At 69.0% G+C, this 15274-nt stretch carries 9 protein-coding genes; 6 read left to right on the top strand and 3 right to left on the bottom strand.

Annotation, left to right across the window (positions count from 1 at the left end; genetic code table 11):
- Positions 1-5: 5 nt before the first annotated feature.
- Both ACIGAQ_RS09205 and ACIGAQ_RS09200 read left to right on the top strand, forming a co-directional pair.
- Positions 6-1418 (top strand): non-reducing end alpha-L-arabinofuranosidase family hydrolase, encoded by a 1413-nt coding sequence (locus tag ACIGAQ_RS09205; protein ID WP_399780579.1) that lies wholly within the window; start codon positions 6-8, stop codon positions 1416-1418.
- Positions 1419-1504: 86 nt separating this feature from the next.
- The gene (locus ACIGAQ_RS09200; RefSeq protein WP_399780576.1) at positions 1505-3151 is read left to right on the top strand and encodes a glycoside hydrolase family 27 protein; all 1647 of its coding nucleotides are present in this window, start codon (positions 1505-1507) and stop codon (positions 3149-3151) included.
- A 335-nt stretch (positions 3152-3486) separates the two neighbouring features.
- Here ACIGAQ_RS09200 and ACIGAQ_RS09195 read toward each other — a convergent pair whose 3' ends face one another.
- On the bottom strand, positions 3487-4053 hold the full coding sequence (locus ACIGAQ_RS09195) for an FAD-dependent monooxygenase (RefSeq protein ID WP_399780573.1): 567 nt from the start codon (positions 4051-4053) through the stop codon (positions 3487-3489).
- A 225-nt stretch (positions 4054-4278) separates the two neighbouring features.
- Between ACIGAQ_RS09195 and ACIGAQ_RS09190 the strand changes: the two genes are divergently transcribed.
- Positions 4279-5931 carry a glycoside hydrolase 43 family protein gene (locus ACIGAQ_RS09190; RefSeq protein WP_399780570.1) on the top strand — a complete coding sequence of 551 codons (1653 nt, stop codon included), beginning with the start codon at positions 4279-4281 and terminating at the stop codon, positions 5929-5931.
- Positions 5932-5994: 63 nt separating this feature from the next.
- Positions 5995-6960, top strand: coding sequence for a glycoside hydrolase family 6 protein (locus tag ACIGAQ_RS09185; protein WP_399780567.1), 966 nt, complete (start codon positions 5995-5997; stop codon positions 6958-6960).
- A gap of 142 nt (positions 6961-7102) precedes the next feature.
- On the opposite strand, the gene ACIGAQ_RS09180 is transcribed toward ACIGAQ_RS09185, so the two are convergent.
- Complete coding sequence (locus ACIGAQ_RS09180) at positions 7103-8323, bottom strand: metallophosphoesterase (protein ID WP_399780564.1); 1221 nt, start codon at positions 8321-8323, stop codon at positions 7103-7105.
- Positions 8324-8543: 220 nt separating this feature from the next.
- On the opposite strand from ACIGAQ_RS09180, the gene ACIGAQ_RS09175 reads away from it, so the two are divergent.
- Complete coding sequence (locus ACIGAQ_RS09175) at positions 8544-9797, top strand: low temperature requirement protein A (RefSeq protein WP_399780561.1); 1254 nt, start codon at positions 8544-8546, stop codon at positions 9795-9797.
- A 236-nt stretch (positions 9798-10033) separates the two neighbouring features.
- A complete protein-coding gene (locus ACIGAQ_RS09170; protein ID WP_399780559.1) occupies positions 10034-10609 on the top strand; it encodes a DUF6461 domain-containing protein in 576 nt (191 codons plus the stop codon).
- 66 nt (positions 10610-10675) lie between these two features.
- Here ACIGAQ_RS09170 and ACIGAQ_RS09165 read toward each other — a convergent pair whose 3' ends face one another.
- Positions 10676-15112 carry a hypothetical protein gene (locus ACIGAQ_RS09165; RefSeq protein WP_399780556.1) on the bottom strand — a complete coding sequence of 1479 codons (4437 nt, stop codon included), beginning with the start codon at positions 15110-15112 and terminating at the stop codon, positions 10676-10678.
- Positions 15113-15274: the final 162 nt, after the last annotated feature.

Here is a 15274-nt window from a genome sequence, read left to right as displayed (position 1 = left end):
CCCCCATGCGCCGACGTGGTTTCAGCCCAAGGCAGTTGTCCGTGGTGCTCGCGGCCCTGGTCGCTTCGGCGGCGACACTCGTCGCCCATCCGGCTCAGGCGGCCACCAGCGGCGCATTGCGCGGCGCCGGTTCCAGCCGGTGCCTCGACGTTCCGAACGCCGGCCAGGCGGACGGTACGGCCCTGCAGATCTGGGACTGCACGGGCGGAACCAACCAGCAGTGGACGCTGACGGACGACAGCCGGCTGACCGTGTACGGCGACAAGTGCCTGGACGTTCCCGGCCACGCCACCACGGCCGGTACGCGGGTGCAGATCTGGTCCTGCCACGGCGGTGCGAACCAGCAGTGGCGGGTGAACTCCGACGGCACGATCGTCGGCGTGGAGTCCGGTCTCTGTCTGGACGTCAGCGGCGGCGCCACGGGCAACGGCGCGGTGGTGCAACTCTGGAACTGCCACGGTGGCAGCAACCAGAAGTGGACGGGTCCGTCCGCGCCGCCGGGCGACACGTGTGCTCTTCCGTCGACGTACCGGTGGACGTCGTCCGGCCCGTTGGCGCAGCCGTCGAACGGCTGGGTCGCGCTGAAGGACTTCACCACCGTGCCGTACAACGGCAAGCAGCTGGTCTACGCGACCACCTCTGACGGGTCGTCATGGGGCACGATGGCGTTCCGGCCCTTCACCAACTGGTCGGACATGGCGACAGCCACCCAGACCGGGATGAGCCCGGGCCTGGCGGTGGCGCCCAAACTGTTCTACTTCGCGCCCAGGAACATCTGGGTGCTGACCTCCAACGGGTGGGGTACCGCCTGGCCCTTCACCTACCGCACGTCCAGCGACCCCACCGACCCCAACGGCTGGTCCGCCCCGCAGCCGCTGTTCACCGGCAGCCTGCCCGAAGGCGGCCCGATCGACCCGACCATGATCGCCGACGACCGGAACATGTACATGTTCTTCGCCGATGACAACGGCAAGATCTACAAGTCGACGATGCCGATCGGCAACTTCCCGAGCAGCTTCGGCTCGTCGTACACCACGGTCATGAGCGACACGAAGGAGAAGCTGTTCGAGGCGCCGGAGGTCTACAAGGTCAAGGGTCAGAACCAGTACCTCATGATCGTCGAGGCGATGGGAGCGAACGGCCGCTACTTCCGCTCCTTCACCGCCTCCAGCCTGAACGGCCCGTGGACCCTGCAGGCCGGCAGTGAGAGCAGCCCCTTCGCCGGCAAGGCCAACAGCGGCGCCGGCTGGACCGACGACATCAGCCACGGCGACCTGGTCCGCACCCATCCCGACCAGACCATGACCGTCGACCCCTGCAACCTGCAGTTCCTGTACCAGGGCAGGACCCCCGCATCGGACGGCACGGACTACCTGAAACTGCCGTACCGGCCGGGCCTCCTCACCCTGCGACGCTGACCCGCGCGCACGTGATCACACACTCCTGACCCGCCGATCAGGCTCGCGAAGCACCTGATGCTTTGCGAGCCAGGAAGGAACCCCCCATGGTTCCCCTGCACAGACGACTGCTGCGGCTGCTCACGGCCACCGCACTGACGCTGAGCGCCTGCGTCACGGCCTCCGTCGGCACGACCGCCCAGGCCGCGCCGGGCAGCCCCGCGCTCACCCCGCCGCTCGGCTGGAACAGCTGGAACAGCTTCGGATGCGGGATCACCGAGGCCCAGGTCCGCCAAGCCGCCGACGCGATGGTGTCCTCCGGGATGAAGGCCGCGGGCTACCAGTACGTCGTCGTCGACGACTGCTGGTTCGATCCCCAGCGCGACGCGGCGGGCAACCTGCGGTCCAACCCGACCAAGTTCCCCAGCGGCATGAAGGCCCTCGGGGACTACATCCACAGCAAGGGCCTGAAGTTCGGCATCTACCAGGCGCCCAACGAGAAAACGTGCGCTCAGGGCGTGGGCACCTACCCCGGCTCGACCGGCAGCAAGGGTCACGAGGCCCAGGACGCCGCCACGTTCGCCTCCTGGGGCGTGGACTACCTCAAGTACGACTGGTGCTCCGGCAGCGGCACCCTCAGCGAGCAGGTCGCGCAGTTCACGACCATGCGCGACGCCCTGCGTGCCACCGGCCGGCCGATCGTCTACAGCATCAACCCGAACAGCTTCCACGCCCCCACCGGCGCCACCTACGACTGGGGACAGGTCGCCGACCTGTGGCGGACGACCGAGGACCTGCTCGACATCTGGCAGAACGGCAACACCAACAGCTACCCCATGGGCGTCGGCAACGTCCTGGACATCAACGCGCCCCTGGCGGCCCAGTCGGGGCCAGGGCACTGGAACGACCCGGACATGCTCGTCGTCGGCCGCCCCGGTCTGTCACTGACCGAGTCCCGTTCCCACTTCGCGCTGTGGGCGCTGATGGGCGCCCCTCTCATCGCGGGCAACGACATCCGCACCATGTCCGGTGACGTGAGCGCGATCCTGCGCAACCCGCGCCTGCTGGCGGTGAACCAGGACTCGCTCGGCGCGGGCGGTCGCCGGGTGCGCGACGACGGCGACACCGAGGTGTTCGCCAAGCGCCTGTCCGACGGCTCGGTCGCCGTGGGCCTGTTCAACCGAGGGAGCAGCACCGCGACCATCACGGCCACCGCCGCCCAGGTCGGCCTGACCGGGGGACCGTTCACCCTCACCGACCTGTGGACCGGCGGCACGTCGAGCACCTCCGGGCAGATCTCCGCGAGCGTCCCGGCACATGGTGTCGCCGTGTTCAAGATGACCGGCGGCAGCCCGCTGGCCTCCACCACCGGGCGCCTGCGCGGTGGCGGGTCCGGCCGCTGCCTGGACGTGGACGGCGCCGCCACCGCCGCCGGGTCGAAGACGCTGCTGTGGGACTGCCACACGGCCGCCAACCAGCTCTGGACCAGCTGGGCCGGGGGCGAGATCCGCGTCTACGGCGACAAGTGCCTGGACGCCTCCGGCCGGGGCACCACCAACGGCACGCCGGTCGTCGTCTGGCCTTGCAACGGCCAGGACAACCAGAAGTGGACGGCCGGCTCCGACGGGTCGGTCCGCAACGTCCGCGCCGGGCTGTGCCTCGACGCCAAGGAGGCCGGCTCCGCCAACGGGACCCCGGTCATCCTGTGGACCTGCAACGGCCAGAACAATCAGAAGTGGACCACGCTCCCGTGACACTCAACCCGTAGCCCGTCACCGCACCGGGTCGGCTAGACAGGTCCCCCGAAGTACAGCGGCCGTGGCGGGGCCGCAGGCGGTCGTGCCTGCGGCCCCGCTCCTCGGGTGCCGAGGTCAGGACAGGTCGCCGTACTGCGGACCGCGTCCGCATGGCCGTGGTGGGCACTGGCCACCGGTGCTGCCCTGCACCCGTTCCAGCTCAGGCCGCCGCCGGTGGAGTAGGCGCCGTCCTGCGCGCCGCCCCGGTCTGCGCGGGCCATCATCGAGAGCTTCAACTGGGCGAAGTGCACGCAGCGGCAAGGGTCGTCGCCCCCCTTTGAGACGTGCCCGGCTCACGGGCGTCGCACCAGCGGTTCGCCGAACCGCTGGTGCAGCGCGGCTCGCAGACCGCTGACGTCGCCCGGTTCGGTTCCGGTCCATGCCATGTGGCAGTCGGGGCGTAGCAGCACGCCTGTCGCGTTCGTCCCCTCGGGCAGCAAGGGCCGGACGGTGTGAGTCGATTCGGCCAGCCGGCAGGCACCTGCGGCGGTGTCGATCACGAGGTCGGGTGCGAACCCCTCGGCGGTGCCGGCAAGCAGGTGGGCGGTTCGCAGGGCTCCGACTTCCGGTCCGGGGTGCAGCCGTGCCGACTGGGACTGCGTCGAGGACACGACGTGTTCCGCGACCGGCCGGCGTTCCTCGTCGTAGGTGTCGAGCAGACTTTCGGGGGCCCATCCGCGCACGGTGGCGGCCAGCTTCCGGCCGAGGTTGAACGCGTCCTGCAGACCGAGGTCGAGTCCGGGGCCGCCGATCGCGGAGTGCTCCTGGGCCGCGTCGCCCAGCAGCTGTTTCCGCCGAGTGGTCGTCGAAGAAGGTGTGGTTCCCTTCGACCAGTTGGACGGGGACGTCCGGCGCGCCAACCAATAGGTCCATGGCCCGGGCGGCCGTCGCGGCGACCTCCGGGATTGCGAACCGTGCGCAGCGAAATATTTCGATGTTCGTGCCGAATATTGCGAGGACCCTTGACGTCACCGGTCGGCCTCCTATCATCCTGGTTGCTCGACAAGCCGATCGATGTTCCACATATCGAACGAACCTGCTCCATCACGCCCCGGACAGCGGCACCCCAGCCTGAGGAGACAGACATGTCATGCCCTCGTCATCCTGTGAGCCGCCGACACGCATTGACCGCCGCCACCGGCCTGGTCACCGGAGCCCTGCTCCCGCTCGCCGCCACCCCTCGGGCCTCGGCTGCTGCCCCGGCGGCCCCCCAGGCACTCGATCCGACGGCCGCCGCCTCCTACACCAACCCCGTGATCTGGCAGGACTTCGCGGACCTGGACGTCATCCGCGTCGGCGACACGTTCTACGCCTCCGCCTCGACCATGCACTACTCGCCGGGCGCACCCGTGCTGCGGTCGTACGACCTCGTCAACTGGGAGATCGCGGGACACTCGGTGCCCGTCCTGGACTTCGGAGCCAAGTACGACCTGAACGGCGCGCGCGGCTACGTCCGCGGCATCTGGGCGTCGACGCTCGCCTACCGCCCGAGCAACCGCACCTTCTACTGGCTCGGCCAGATCGACTTCGCCCGCACGTACGTCTACACGGCCACCGCCGCCGAGGGCCCGTGGAGCCGGCTCGCGACCATCGGCACGCCCTACTACGACGCCGGACTGCTCGTCGACACCGACGACACCCTGTACGTGGCCTACGGCAACACCACCATCCACGTGGCCCAGCTCTCGCCCGACGGCCGCAGCCAGGTCAGGTCGCAGCAGGTGTTCTCGACGCCGTCGAGCATCGGCACGCTCGAGGGTGCCCGCTTCTACAAGATCAACGGGCAGTACTACATCTTCCTCACCCGCCCCGCCAACGGTCAGTACATCCTCAAGTCGACGAGCGGCCCCTTCGGTCCGTACACCTTGCGGCAGGTCCTGCTCGACCTGCGCGGACCGATCCCCGGCGGGGGTGTCCCGCACCAGGGCGGGCTGGTGCGGACGCAGGGCGGCGCCTGGTACTACCTGGCCTTCGTCGACGCCTACCCCGGCGGCCGGATGCCCGCCCTGGCGCCGGTCACCTGGACGACGGACGGCTGGCCCGTCGTCCAGCTGGTCGACGGCGCCTGGGGCACGTCGTACCCGAGCCCGGCCGTGCCCGCCCCACCCCGTCAGGTCGCTCCCCTGACCGGCGTCGACACCTTCGACCGCACCACGCTCGATCCGAGGTGGGAGTGGAACCACAACCCGGACAACACCAAGTGGTCAGCCGGCAACGGCCTGACGCTGCGGACCGCCACCGTCACCCGCGACCTCTACTGGGCCCGCAACACCCTCACGCACCGCATCCAGGGCCCGACCTCCACCGCCACGGTCCAGCTCGACCACTCCGGCATGCGGGACGGCGACCGGGCCGGACTCGCGCTGCTGCGCGACTCCTCCGCGTGGATCGGGCTGAAACGTGACGGCGGCACGACGCGCGTGGTGATGGTGGACGGGCTGGCCATGGACGGCAACTGGAACACCACGGGCACCGGCACCGAACGCGCGAGCGCGCCCGTGCCCGGCGGGAACCGGATCTGGCTGCGCGCCACCGCGGACATCCGTCCCGGCTCGGCCCGCCCCGGCACCTTCTCCTACAGCACCGACGGCACGACCTTCACCCGCCTCGGCCCGGTCTTCTCCCTGGGCAACGACTGGCGCTTCTTCATGGGCTACCGCTTCGCCCTCTTCAACCACGCGACCCAGGCGCTCGGCGGCGCGGTCCGCGTCACGCGGTTCGACCTGTCCACGCCCTGAGCGACGCGTGGAGCGCACCACCGCCCTTGGCCCCAACCCCCCACCAGGAAACGAGGTTCCGTCTTGCGCCGCACACTCCTCGCCTTGGCAGCTGCCGTCTCCGCCGTGCCACTGGCCCTCGCCACCGCGCCCGCCGCACACGCGGCCGACCCCACCACCCTGACCAACGGGTTCTACGTGGACCCCGACTCCAGCGCCAAGAGGTGGGTGGCGGCCAACCCCGGTGACGGCCGCGCCGCCGCGATCGGCGCGTCCATCGCCAACACCCCGACGGCCCGCTGGTTCGGCTCCTGGAGCGGCACCATCGGCACCGCCACGGGGGCCTACGTGGGCGCGGCGGACCGCGTCGACAAACTGCCGCTCCTGGTCGCCTACAACATCTACCACCGCGACTACTGCGGCGGGCACTCCGCGGGCGGGGCCGCCTCACCGGCCGCCTACGCCGACTGGATCGCCCAGTTCGCCGGCGGGATCGGCAACCGCCCGGCCCTCGTCATCCTCGAACCGGACTCCCTCGGGGACTACGGCTGCATGACCCAGGCGCAGATCGACGAACGCGAGGGCATGCTCAGCGGTGCCCTCGCCCAGTTCAGCCGCCAAGCCCCCAACACCTGGGTCTACATGGACGCCGGCAACCCGCGCTGGGCCGACGCGGCCACCATGGCCCGGCGCCTGCACGAGGCCGGACTCCGGCAGGCGCACGGCTTCTCGCTCAACATCTCCAACTACATCCCCACCGCCGAGAACACCGCCTACGGCAACGCCGTCAACCGCGAACTGAGCTCCCGCTACGGCTACACCAAGCCGTTCGTCGTCGACACCAGCCGCAACGGCAACGGCTCCGACGGCCAGTGGTGCAACCCGGCGGGCCGCCGCATCGGCACGCCCACCCGGCTCGGCGGAGGCGCCGAGATGCTCCTGTGGATCAAGGTGCCCGGCGAGTCGGACGGCAACTGCGGTGTGGGGCAGGGCTCCACGGCCGGTCAGTTCCTCCCCGAGGTGGCCTACAAGATGATCTACGGCTACTGAGCCCGGATCCGTCCCCCGGCGTGAACCGCCCGCCCCCCGCCTCTTCCCCGACTCAGCCAAACCCAGGTCCATACCGACGTCTACGTGAGTCTTCGGGCGACCGGTGAAGTCGTCGCCGGCTCGCGAACGGGATCGTCGAACCTCACGTGCCGGCAGGCCGGTCCGGGGAACGGAGCACGAGCAGGGTGATCTCGCTGGGGGCGAAGATGCGGAACGGCGGGCCCCAGAAGCCGGTGCCTCGGCTTGTGTAGAGGACCGTGCGGGTGCCGTGGTGGCTGAGGCCCGCCAGGACGGGCTGGTCGAGGCGGACCAGGTGGTGGAAGGGCCAGATCTGGCCGCCGTGGGTGTGGCCGGAGAGCTGGAGGTCGACACCGGCGGCTGCCGCCCGGTCGATGAACTTGGGCTGGTGCGCCAGGAGCAGGACGGGCAGACCGGGGTCGGCGCCGTCCAGGGCTCCGGCCAGGTTGGCGCGATGACCGGCCAGGCCGGAGGACTCGGCGGTGACGTCGTCCACGCCTGCGACCACGAGGGTGTCGCCGCCGCGTTCGAGCAGAACGTGGCGGTTGCGCAGCGGCTCCCAGCCCAGCTCGTCCATCAGGTCCACCCAGCCCTGGGCCTGGCTGTAGTACTCGTGATTGCCGGTGACGTAGACACGGGCACGGGTCGCCCGCACGGTGGCGAGCGGGGAAGCCTGGGCGCGGCGGCGATCGGCGGTGCCGTCGGCGATGTCGCCGGTGTGGCAGACCAGGTCGGCGTCGAGAGTGTTCACGGTGTCGCACACCCTTGCGGACCAGCGGGCCCGGTCCAGGGGGCCGTAGTGGGTGTCGGTGATGAGGACGACACGGACACCGTCCAAGCCCGCCCCCAGGCGTGGGAGTTGCACGTCGAGTCGGCGCACGCGCGGCACGCGGCGCGCCTCGATGTATCCCCACGCAAGCAGTACGGCGCTGACGCCGAGGACGGCCCAGGTGGCCGTGCGGGCCCGGTCCTGCCCCTCGCCGACATCCGCCACCGCGAGAGCGAGCCGAAGCGCCGCCCCGAGCAGAACGGACCAGGTGAACAGGACCCAGCTGACGCCCAGCAGCGTGTCACCGACGATCGCCGCCCGGTCGTCCTGGCGCCGGCCGTGGCCCCGTGCCATCGCGAGCGGCATGCCGACGAGGCCGAACGCGAAGACGCCGGTGCCTATCAGTCGGACGGGCATCGGCCAATCCTGGCCGGTGTGCAGGAGGACCCAGTAGGGCACCAACCACAGCAGAACAGGCGCGATCATGGGGAGGTAGCGCAGCAGGCTGCGCAGCGGGCTCCGGCCAGGCGCCCGCGCTTCCCCGTCGGCGGGTCGGGTGTCGCTCGTCTCGGTCACGCTTCCCTCACAGACCAGGCTGCCGTTGGACGCACTGTATCCGGCCGCCCTCGGGCCGGCAGGGCCGGCATGCGATCCGTCACGCGCCATCCGGTCCACACCGACTGGACCGCGACCAGGGCACATCTCCGACGTCGGGCGGCGTGCCCACCGGCACCGTGGCCGTGCAGCCGTCACGATCACTTCGTACCACGTCCGGCCGCGCCCGCAGGAGCCACGTATGTCCGACAGCGCCCCCGAGCCCCGCTCCGATACCGCGAAGGGTGTCCCCCTCGGCGCCGGGATCCGGCGATGGCTGTTCCGTCCGCCACGGCGCCACGGCGAGGTCGATCCCGGTCGCAGCGTCAGTTTCCTGGAACTCTTCTACGACCTCGTCTACGTCGTCCTGGTCGGCCAGGCGGCCCACACGCTCGCGGAGCACTTCACCTGGCGAGGCACGGCGACCTTCGCGGTGGTCTTCGGGCTGATCTGGATCGCCTGGCTGAACGGCACGCTCTTCTACCAACTGCACGGCCGGGAGGACGGCCACACCCGTTCGCTGATCTTCGCGCAGATGCTGCTGCTGTCCCTCACGGCGGTCTACGTCGGTCACGCGGACGGCGACGACGGCCGCACCGTAGCCGTCCTCTACGCGGTGCTGCTCGCCCTGCTGAGCTACCAATGGTTCTCCGTGTACCGGCTTGACCGACCGGAGTTGCGCAGAACGCCCCGCCGCTATCTGATCGTCATGCTCGTGGGCGTCATCGCGATGGGGGTCTCGGCGCCATTGTCGGCCGACGCCCGTCTCGTCGTCTGGGCGGTGTTCGTCGTCGCGTGGTGTGCCGTGGAGTGCGTGATCCTCATTTCCTGGCGCAGAGCGCCGAGCTACGACGTGGTGACGGAAGCGCTGGTCGAACGGTTCGGCCTGTTCATCATCATCGTGCTCGGTGAGGTGGTCATCGGCGTCGTGAACGGGCTGACGGACACCGAACGCGGCGCCGTCGTGACGACGACGGGCCTGCTGGGGCTCGCCGTCGGCTTCGGGTTCTGGTGGAACTACGCCGACCTCGTGTCCCGGCGCATGCCCCGCGAGACCGGCCATTCCCTGGCGACATGGATCTTCGTTCACATGCCGTTGTCGATGGCTGTGGCGGCCGCCGGCGCGGGCATGGTCGGACTGGTGGAGCACGCCACCGATGACCGGACACCCGTCGCCGTGAGTTGGCTGATGGGCGGGTCGGTGGCCGTCCTGCTCGTCACGACCGTGGTGCTTCTGCCCACGCTGGCGGACTACGACCGGCATCCGTCCCTCTACACATCGGTGCAGGCGGCCCTCGCCACGGCAGCCGTCGCCGCCCTTGCCATCGGCTGGGTCCGCCCCGCCCCCTGGCTCCTCGCCCTCGCGTTGTTGCTCGTGCTCTTCGCCACGTGGGTCTTCGCATTCGTCCGCCGGCTCAGCGAAGGTTCCCCGATCGATGAGAGGCCGGCCGGCTGACGCGCGTACGTGCAAGGCGGGAACCGTCGGACTTCTTTGACCGTCGGCTTGCGCCCTTCCGCCCTGATTCCGCGTAAGCGCCTCATCACGGCTGCCGCCGGCTGTGCTGCGCTGTATCACGTTCGATTTTGGCGCCTCTTGCATGGGGCACCGTGTTTGAATACGGAGATCGAAAGGACTGGCACGGCCGGAGGGCAAGCCGGTCGACATAGCCATCTGAGTAAGGGACGGCAGGTATGTCTGGCATTTCCTGGTTGCCCAGTATGTTCGGGCAGGGCTTCTCGTTGGTTTTCGTCCGTGATGTTCCGGCCCGCAACCTGCTCACCAGGTTCGGATGCTCGGAGGAATCAGCTCAATCGTTGAGCTTGGGTGACGCCCAAGAATGGGAGCTTGAGGACGAGGACGGGGGCGCGGTGCTCAGCTTCGGGGACGGGGACCGGTGGTCCTTCGCCTTGCAGAGCTGGGGCGCGCGCATTCTGGAGGAAGGTGTCATCGAGCAGGTTTCGGCCGATACGGAATTGGTTGCGCTGATCAGTACGGCGACGGCGCCTGCGTTTATCCACGCCCTCGACGGAGAAGAGGTTTGCGGCTTCGACCCGGGCCTGCCCCACTTGCGCTCCGGAACGGATCCCGACCGTTTCCTCCCGCAGATGGCGCAGGCTGGTCTGCCGACGGACGGCACTCCAGTCGACGGTGATCCCGTGGTGGCGATGCTGCGTTTCGCGGAGACGACCTTCGGGCTGTCGCTTTCGCAGTCTTCTCTGATGCAGGAGGAACACCTCAGCGGCAGAATTCCCGAAGACTCCGAATGATGTGAACGCGGGGGTGTGGGCTGTCGGCCCACACCCCCACTCGATCCGGTCCCCTAGATGATGGTTCTAGGGGAGATCACACGCGGTGAGGTTGCAGTTGCTGAATCCAGGTACGTCGATGTAGTACTTGTCTTCGTCGTGCAGTCGCATGGCCGTGGTGAATCGGCCGAGCTGACCGCCGGCACCGGTGTTCTGGTCCAGCGGAATGCTGCCCCTGCCGCACACTTCCTTCCATGTCGGCAGCGACGAGCTGGTGTCGTACTTGAGGGACCAGCGAGTTCCGCTCTTCACGGCGTAGAACTGGGCACACTGCGATCCCGACGTGACGGTTCCTCCACCGCTCTGGCGGGAGCTGGCGAAGGGATACTCGTCGCAGGAGGGTTTGGTGCCTGTTGCTGTCGTGCCATTGGGCACGGGGTTGAAGGTGCTGTCACAGATCACCTTCCGGTTGTTCGCGACGACGGCTTCGTTGCCCTGGCGAGACAGCGGACTGTTGTACTTCTCGCCTCCTGGATGGGTTTCCAGCTTCTCGATCAGCAGCCAGTAGAGCGCCGCCGCAGCGGGGTACTTCTTGGTGTTGATCGTGAGCGTGGGCGTGTAGGTGGGGAAGACGCATCCGGGCTTGGTCTCGGGGACTTCCTCATTGCCCATGATCACATCGCAGCGGACCACCAGGTCGTTGTCCGACCACGAGGTCATCGCGGGGTCGGGTGTCTGGGTCGTGGTGGCCGTCAGGGTCCAGGAGAGGATCAGGCTGTCCTTGCCTGACGTCCCGGTCCACCAGCTGGGCTGCCCGAAGGTCGCCTGGTGCAGGTCCTCCTTGAGCCACGTACGGGATCCGGCCCACTGCGACTGGCCGGACTCACAGGGCCCGAAGCAGTCGGCCTTCACATTGAGCGTCACGTTGGTGAGAGCACCGGTGAACCGCACCGGAGTGAAGGTGATCTGCTGGTCGATGGCGTTCTCGTTCTTGTACAGCTTGATCTGCTGGTCGATGTCCCAGCTCGCACTGCCGATGGGCGTGCCGCGCTCGGTGAGCGTGGCGACGATGGGATCGCTGCGGTCGCTGGAGATGCACGCCTCGTATCTGTTGTACAGATTCACGGCTCGACTGTCGCAGGCGGGGACAAGGCCTCCCGCCAGCGTGGAGGCCGTCCCGCCGGCTGAGCGTGTGGCGGCGTCGCCGTTGACTTGGATGCACAGCTGTCGGCCCGTCTTGGCGTCCTCCGGGCTGCATTTCTTGGCAGGCTTGCTGCCTTCGGGCGCGGACTTCGCACTGCGGTTCAGGGTGGAGGGGAAGTCCAGCGGCGGGGTGGGGATGGGGATCATCTTCTGGTCGTCGTAATCGATCTCCGGAGCGTTCGGGTCCGGATCGGGGAAGGTGATCTGCGGCATGCCCGAGTAGTCGCCGGGGATGAACGCGACCGCGTCGAAGGCGATGTCCGTGTCGCCTGTACCGCCGGGCGCCAGGGTGTCCACCTGGACTTCGGGAACGGCGCCCGTGAACTGGTAGGCGCCGAGCGAGACCCAGCGGTTCTTTCCCTCACCGCCGTCCAGGAGCTGGTTGACCGGTGGTGCGTCTCTCCAGCCCTGGGCGGTCCTCACGCGGTAGCGGACGTCCTGGGCCTGCGCGCCGTGGTCGGGGAGGTGAACCATGACCTTGGCCGCGGTGTCCAGCTGGCGGTTCAGCTTCCACGTTCCGGTGATCTTCAGGCGCTGGCCCTTGGCGTCGTCGGCGCGGGTGTGCCCGAAGTAGAAGTGGCCTCCGAAGCCTGCGCCGAGCTGATGGAGATCGACCTTGGCGGGCCAGACGGTGGAGATGGTCTGCCCGTCGTGAGCGATGCCTGCTTCACCGGCTCCGAAGTCGAGGGTGAAGGTTCCTTCGTTGCTCCAGTCGCTGTTGGAGCAGTTCGGCCGGACGGACGGTGTGCCGGCCGGTGCGTCGTCGATGATGATGGCGCCGGACGGCAGGCCGGAGCGAGTGCAGATCGGCGGGTAGGCGGTGCCGTCGGCCTGTTCGGCGTCGTAGTCCGGTGAAGGGAAGCGGAAGAACTCGTTGCCGCAGGAGTAGGAGCAGTCCGTCTTCCACTGCACCGACTGGTGGAACCAGCACTGGAAGTCGTCGCGTGTGCAGGGACCTTGTCCGGGCTCGTTCTGCGCGCCGTCGCTGATCTTCGACGGTTCGCACCAGTTGTACGGTCCGCAGAAGAGGTCCTCCGGCGGCTTCACCCTTGCCCGGTTGTACTTGGCCGAGCCGCTGATCGTGGCGTCGCCGCTGGTGCCGTTCCACCAGGCGGCGCGGAAGGCCGGGACCATGGTGCCCGGGGATTCGAGGTAGGCCGGCGGATGGGCGGCGAATCCGAGCACCTTCTCCGGATACGGCCAGTTCTGGGGACGGGCGGCGTCAGCCGGGTCCTCGTTGCCGAGGGAGTCCTCCATGAAAGGGCTGCGGCCGGCGTCCCATTCCGGGTTGGCGGGATTGTTGGCCCATCCCACCCCCCACGGCCCGTTGCCGTTGACGTTCTCGTAGAAGCCGCTGTTGTAGGCCCACAGGGCGAAGAACCAGTTCTCCAGCTTGTTGGGGTCGCCGTCGTGCACGACCAGCCCCGCGCGCTTGGTCTGGTTCCACTTGTCGACGAGGATCTGCAGGCCGGCAGCGACGTTGGCCGCATAGTCCAGGGCGACGGCACGCTGCTTCTGGTAGTCCCAGGCGGTGCCGCCCTTGCCGTTTTCGCGTCCGGCCAGGCGCATGTGGTCGGTCACCTGCGTGATGCCGTAGCCGCAGTCGGCTTCGGACCAGTCCACGTCCCAGTCGTTGTCGGTGTTGCCGTCGTAGAGGTCGATGCCGTAGTAGTTGCCGATCAGCGGGTTGCCGGTCGCCCCCGGCACCGTCGAACGCGCCGCCTGCCACATGTTCGACTCTTGTGCGGTGATACCGAGCATGACCTGGGCGGGGACCCGGCCGCCGCCTTCGAGGGACGGGTTGAGGAACAGCGACTGGGGGGAGTACGCGGGCATGCCCAGGTTCTTCCAGTTCGCCGGCCGTGACGCACCGACGTTGAGCCTGCCGGTGATCGCCTTGTTGACCGCCCATTCGACCTGGCGGGGTTTGGGCTGCATCGCCTGGTTGCGGACGTCGCTGCGGGGAACGGAGCAGGTGCGCTCCGATTCGACGACTTCCGTACGCGTGCCGGTGACGTCACCGGGGTCGTCGGCCGACAGCAGCGTCGCTCCGGCGCTGTTGGTGCGCATGCCGCCCGTACCTGGCGTCTTCTTCTTGTGCGACTGGCCCAGGAGGGGCGAAGGCGTGCGAGAAGTCGTCCACTTCGCGGACTTGGCCTTGAGGGGGGTCACGGTGAAGGTGGCCTTGTGGCCGTTGCCGCGGACGGTCGCGGAGATCTCGACCGATCGGGTGTCCGCGGCTGTGTCGGGGTGGAGGTACCTGGGCGAGCCCTTGCCGTCCGCCCACGCGGTGTGCTGCACGATCGCGGCGCCGCGCGTGGAGAGCGTGGCGTCCTTGTCGGCGCCGCGCAGGGCGGTGACCGTCTGCGGCAGGGCCTGCGCCATCCGCGGCGCGCCGGTGACAAAGACCTGGCCCCCGCGGCGGGTCAGACCGGTGTTGCCCAGTGGGCCACGTCCCAGACCGGATGTCTTCGCGCGCGCCCAACGGCGGACCAGAGTGGTCTCCGCCTGCTTGAGGCCGTCACGCTGGACACGCTCGAGGAAGACGTATCCGCCGTCACCGTCCTTGGTGATGCGGTAGGGCACCGTGCCCGTCGTGGTCAGCTTGCGCTTCTTGCCCTTGCGGCCGATCTCGACCAGCGTGCGTCCGGATGCTGCGACCACGGTGCCGTTGCCGGCCGGGACGGAGGAGGTGACCTGGCCGTCGACGACGACAGGGTCGCTCGCTTCGGCGGTCGCGGCGTTCACCCGGATCAGCCGCGTCTGCTTCCGGTCCTCCCCCGGTGATTGGGTCAGGACCGCTTCCTCGCCGGTGCCGCACCCGGGGTTGTAGTACGACAGCGAGGCGTTGACCTTGAGCTTGGTGGTCTCGCCGCTCGTCAGATCGACGATGGCGGTGAAGCCGCCGCGGGCCATCAGCGCCGGGGAGTTGGTGAAGGTACGCGGTGCGTACACGACGACGGCGCGCTTGCCCGAGCCGGTCACGCACACGTTGCCGATCCACTGGTCGGCGTCGAAACCGGGCTCGGCCAGGGACGCCAGGGTCTTCCAGGCGTAGCCGCTCTTCTCGGTGGCGGTCAGGAGGTGGAAGCCCTGCGCATCGCCCGTGGTGGTCCAGGCGATGTCCGTCGAGGATCTGTAGTCCGGACCCAGTACGCCGGCGCGCTCGTCGGCCGGGACCGAGTCCCGGGCGGGTGGGGTGGACGGCCTGTCACCCGGTGGTGGGCTCTCGGCCCAGGCGGTTGCCTGGAGCATTCCCGCCACTACGGCGCCGGCCGCGACGACGGCCAGCGAAGCTCTTGAGCGTCTTTGCAGTCTCAAACTTCTCCCTTGTCGGAGGGTGAGGGGTGCGGCGTCCGCGCGCAGTACCGCCTGCCGATCCGCGCGTCGGAGGGGCGGCGCCCGGAGGCCCTGGCCGCTCGTTGGGGTCCTGACGGGTGGTCACCCCCGTGCGTCACACCGGGTGGCAGTGCGCGAAGGGCG

The sequence above is a fragment of the Streptomyces sp. NPDC085932 genome (genome assembly GCF_044540525.1).
Taxonomy (GTDB): domain Bacteria; phylum Actinomycetota; class Actinomycetes; order Streptomycetales; family Streptomycetaceae; genus Streptomyces; species Streptomyces levis.
This window is presented reverse-complemented; position numbering and strand designations above follow the sequence as displayed.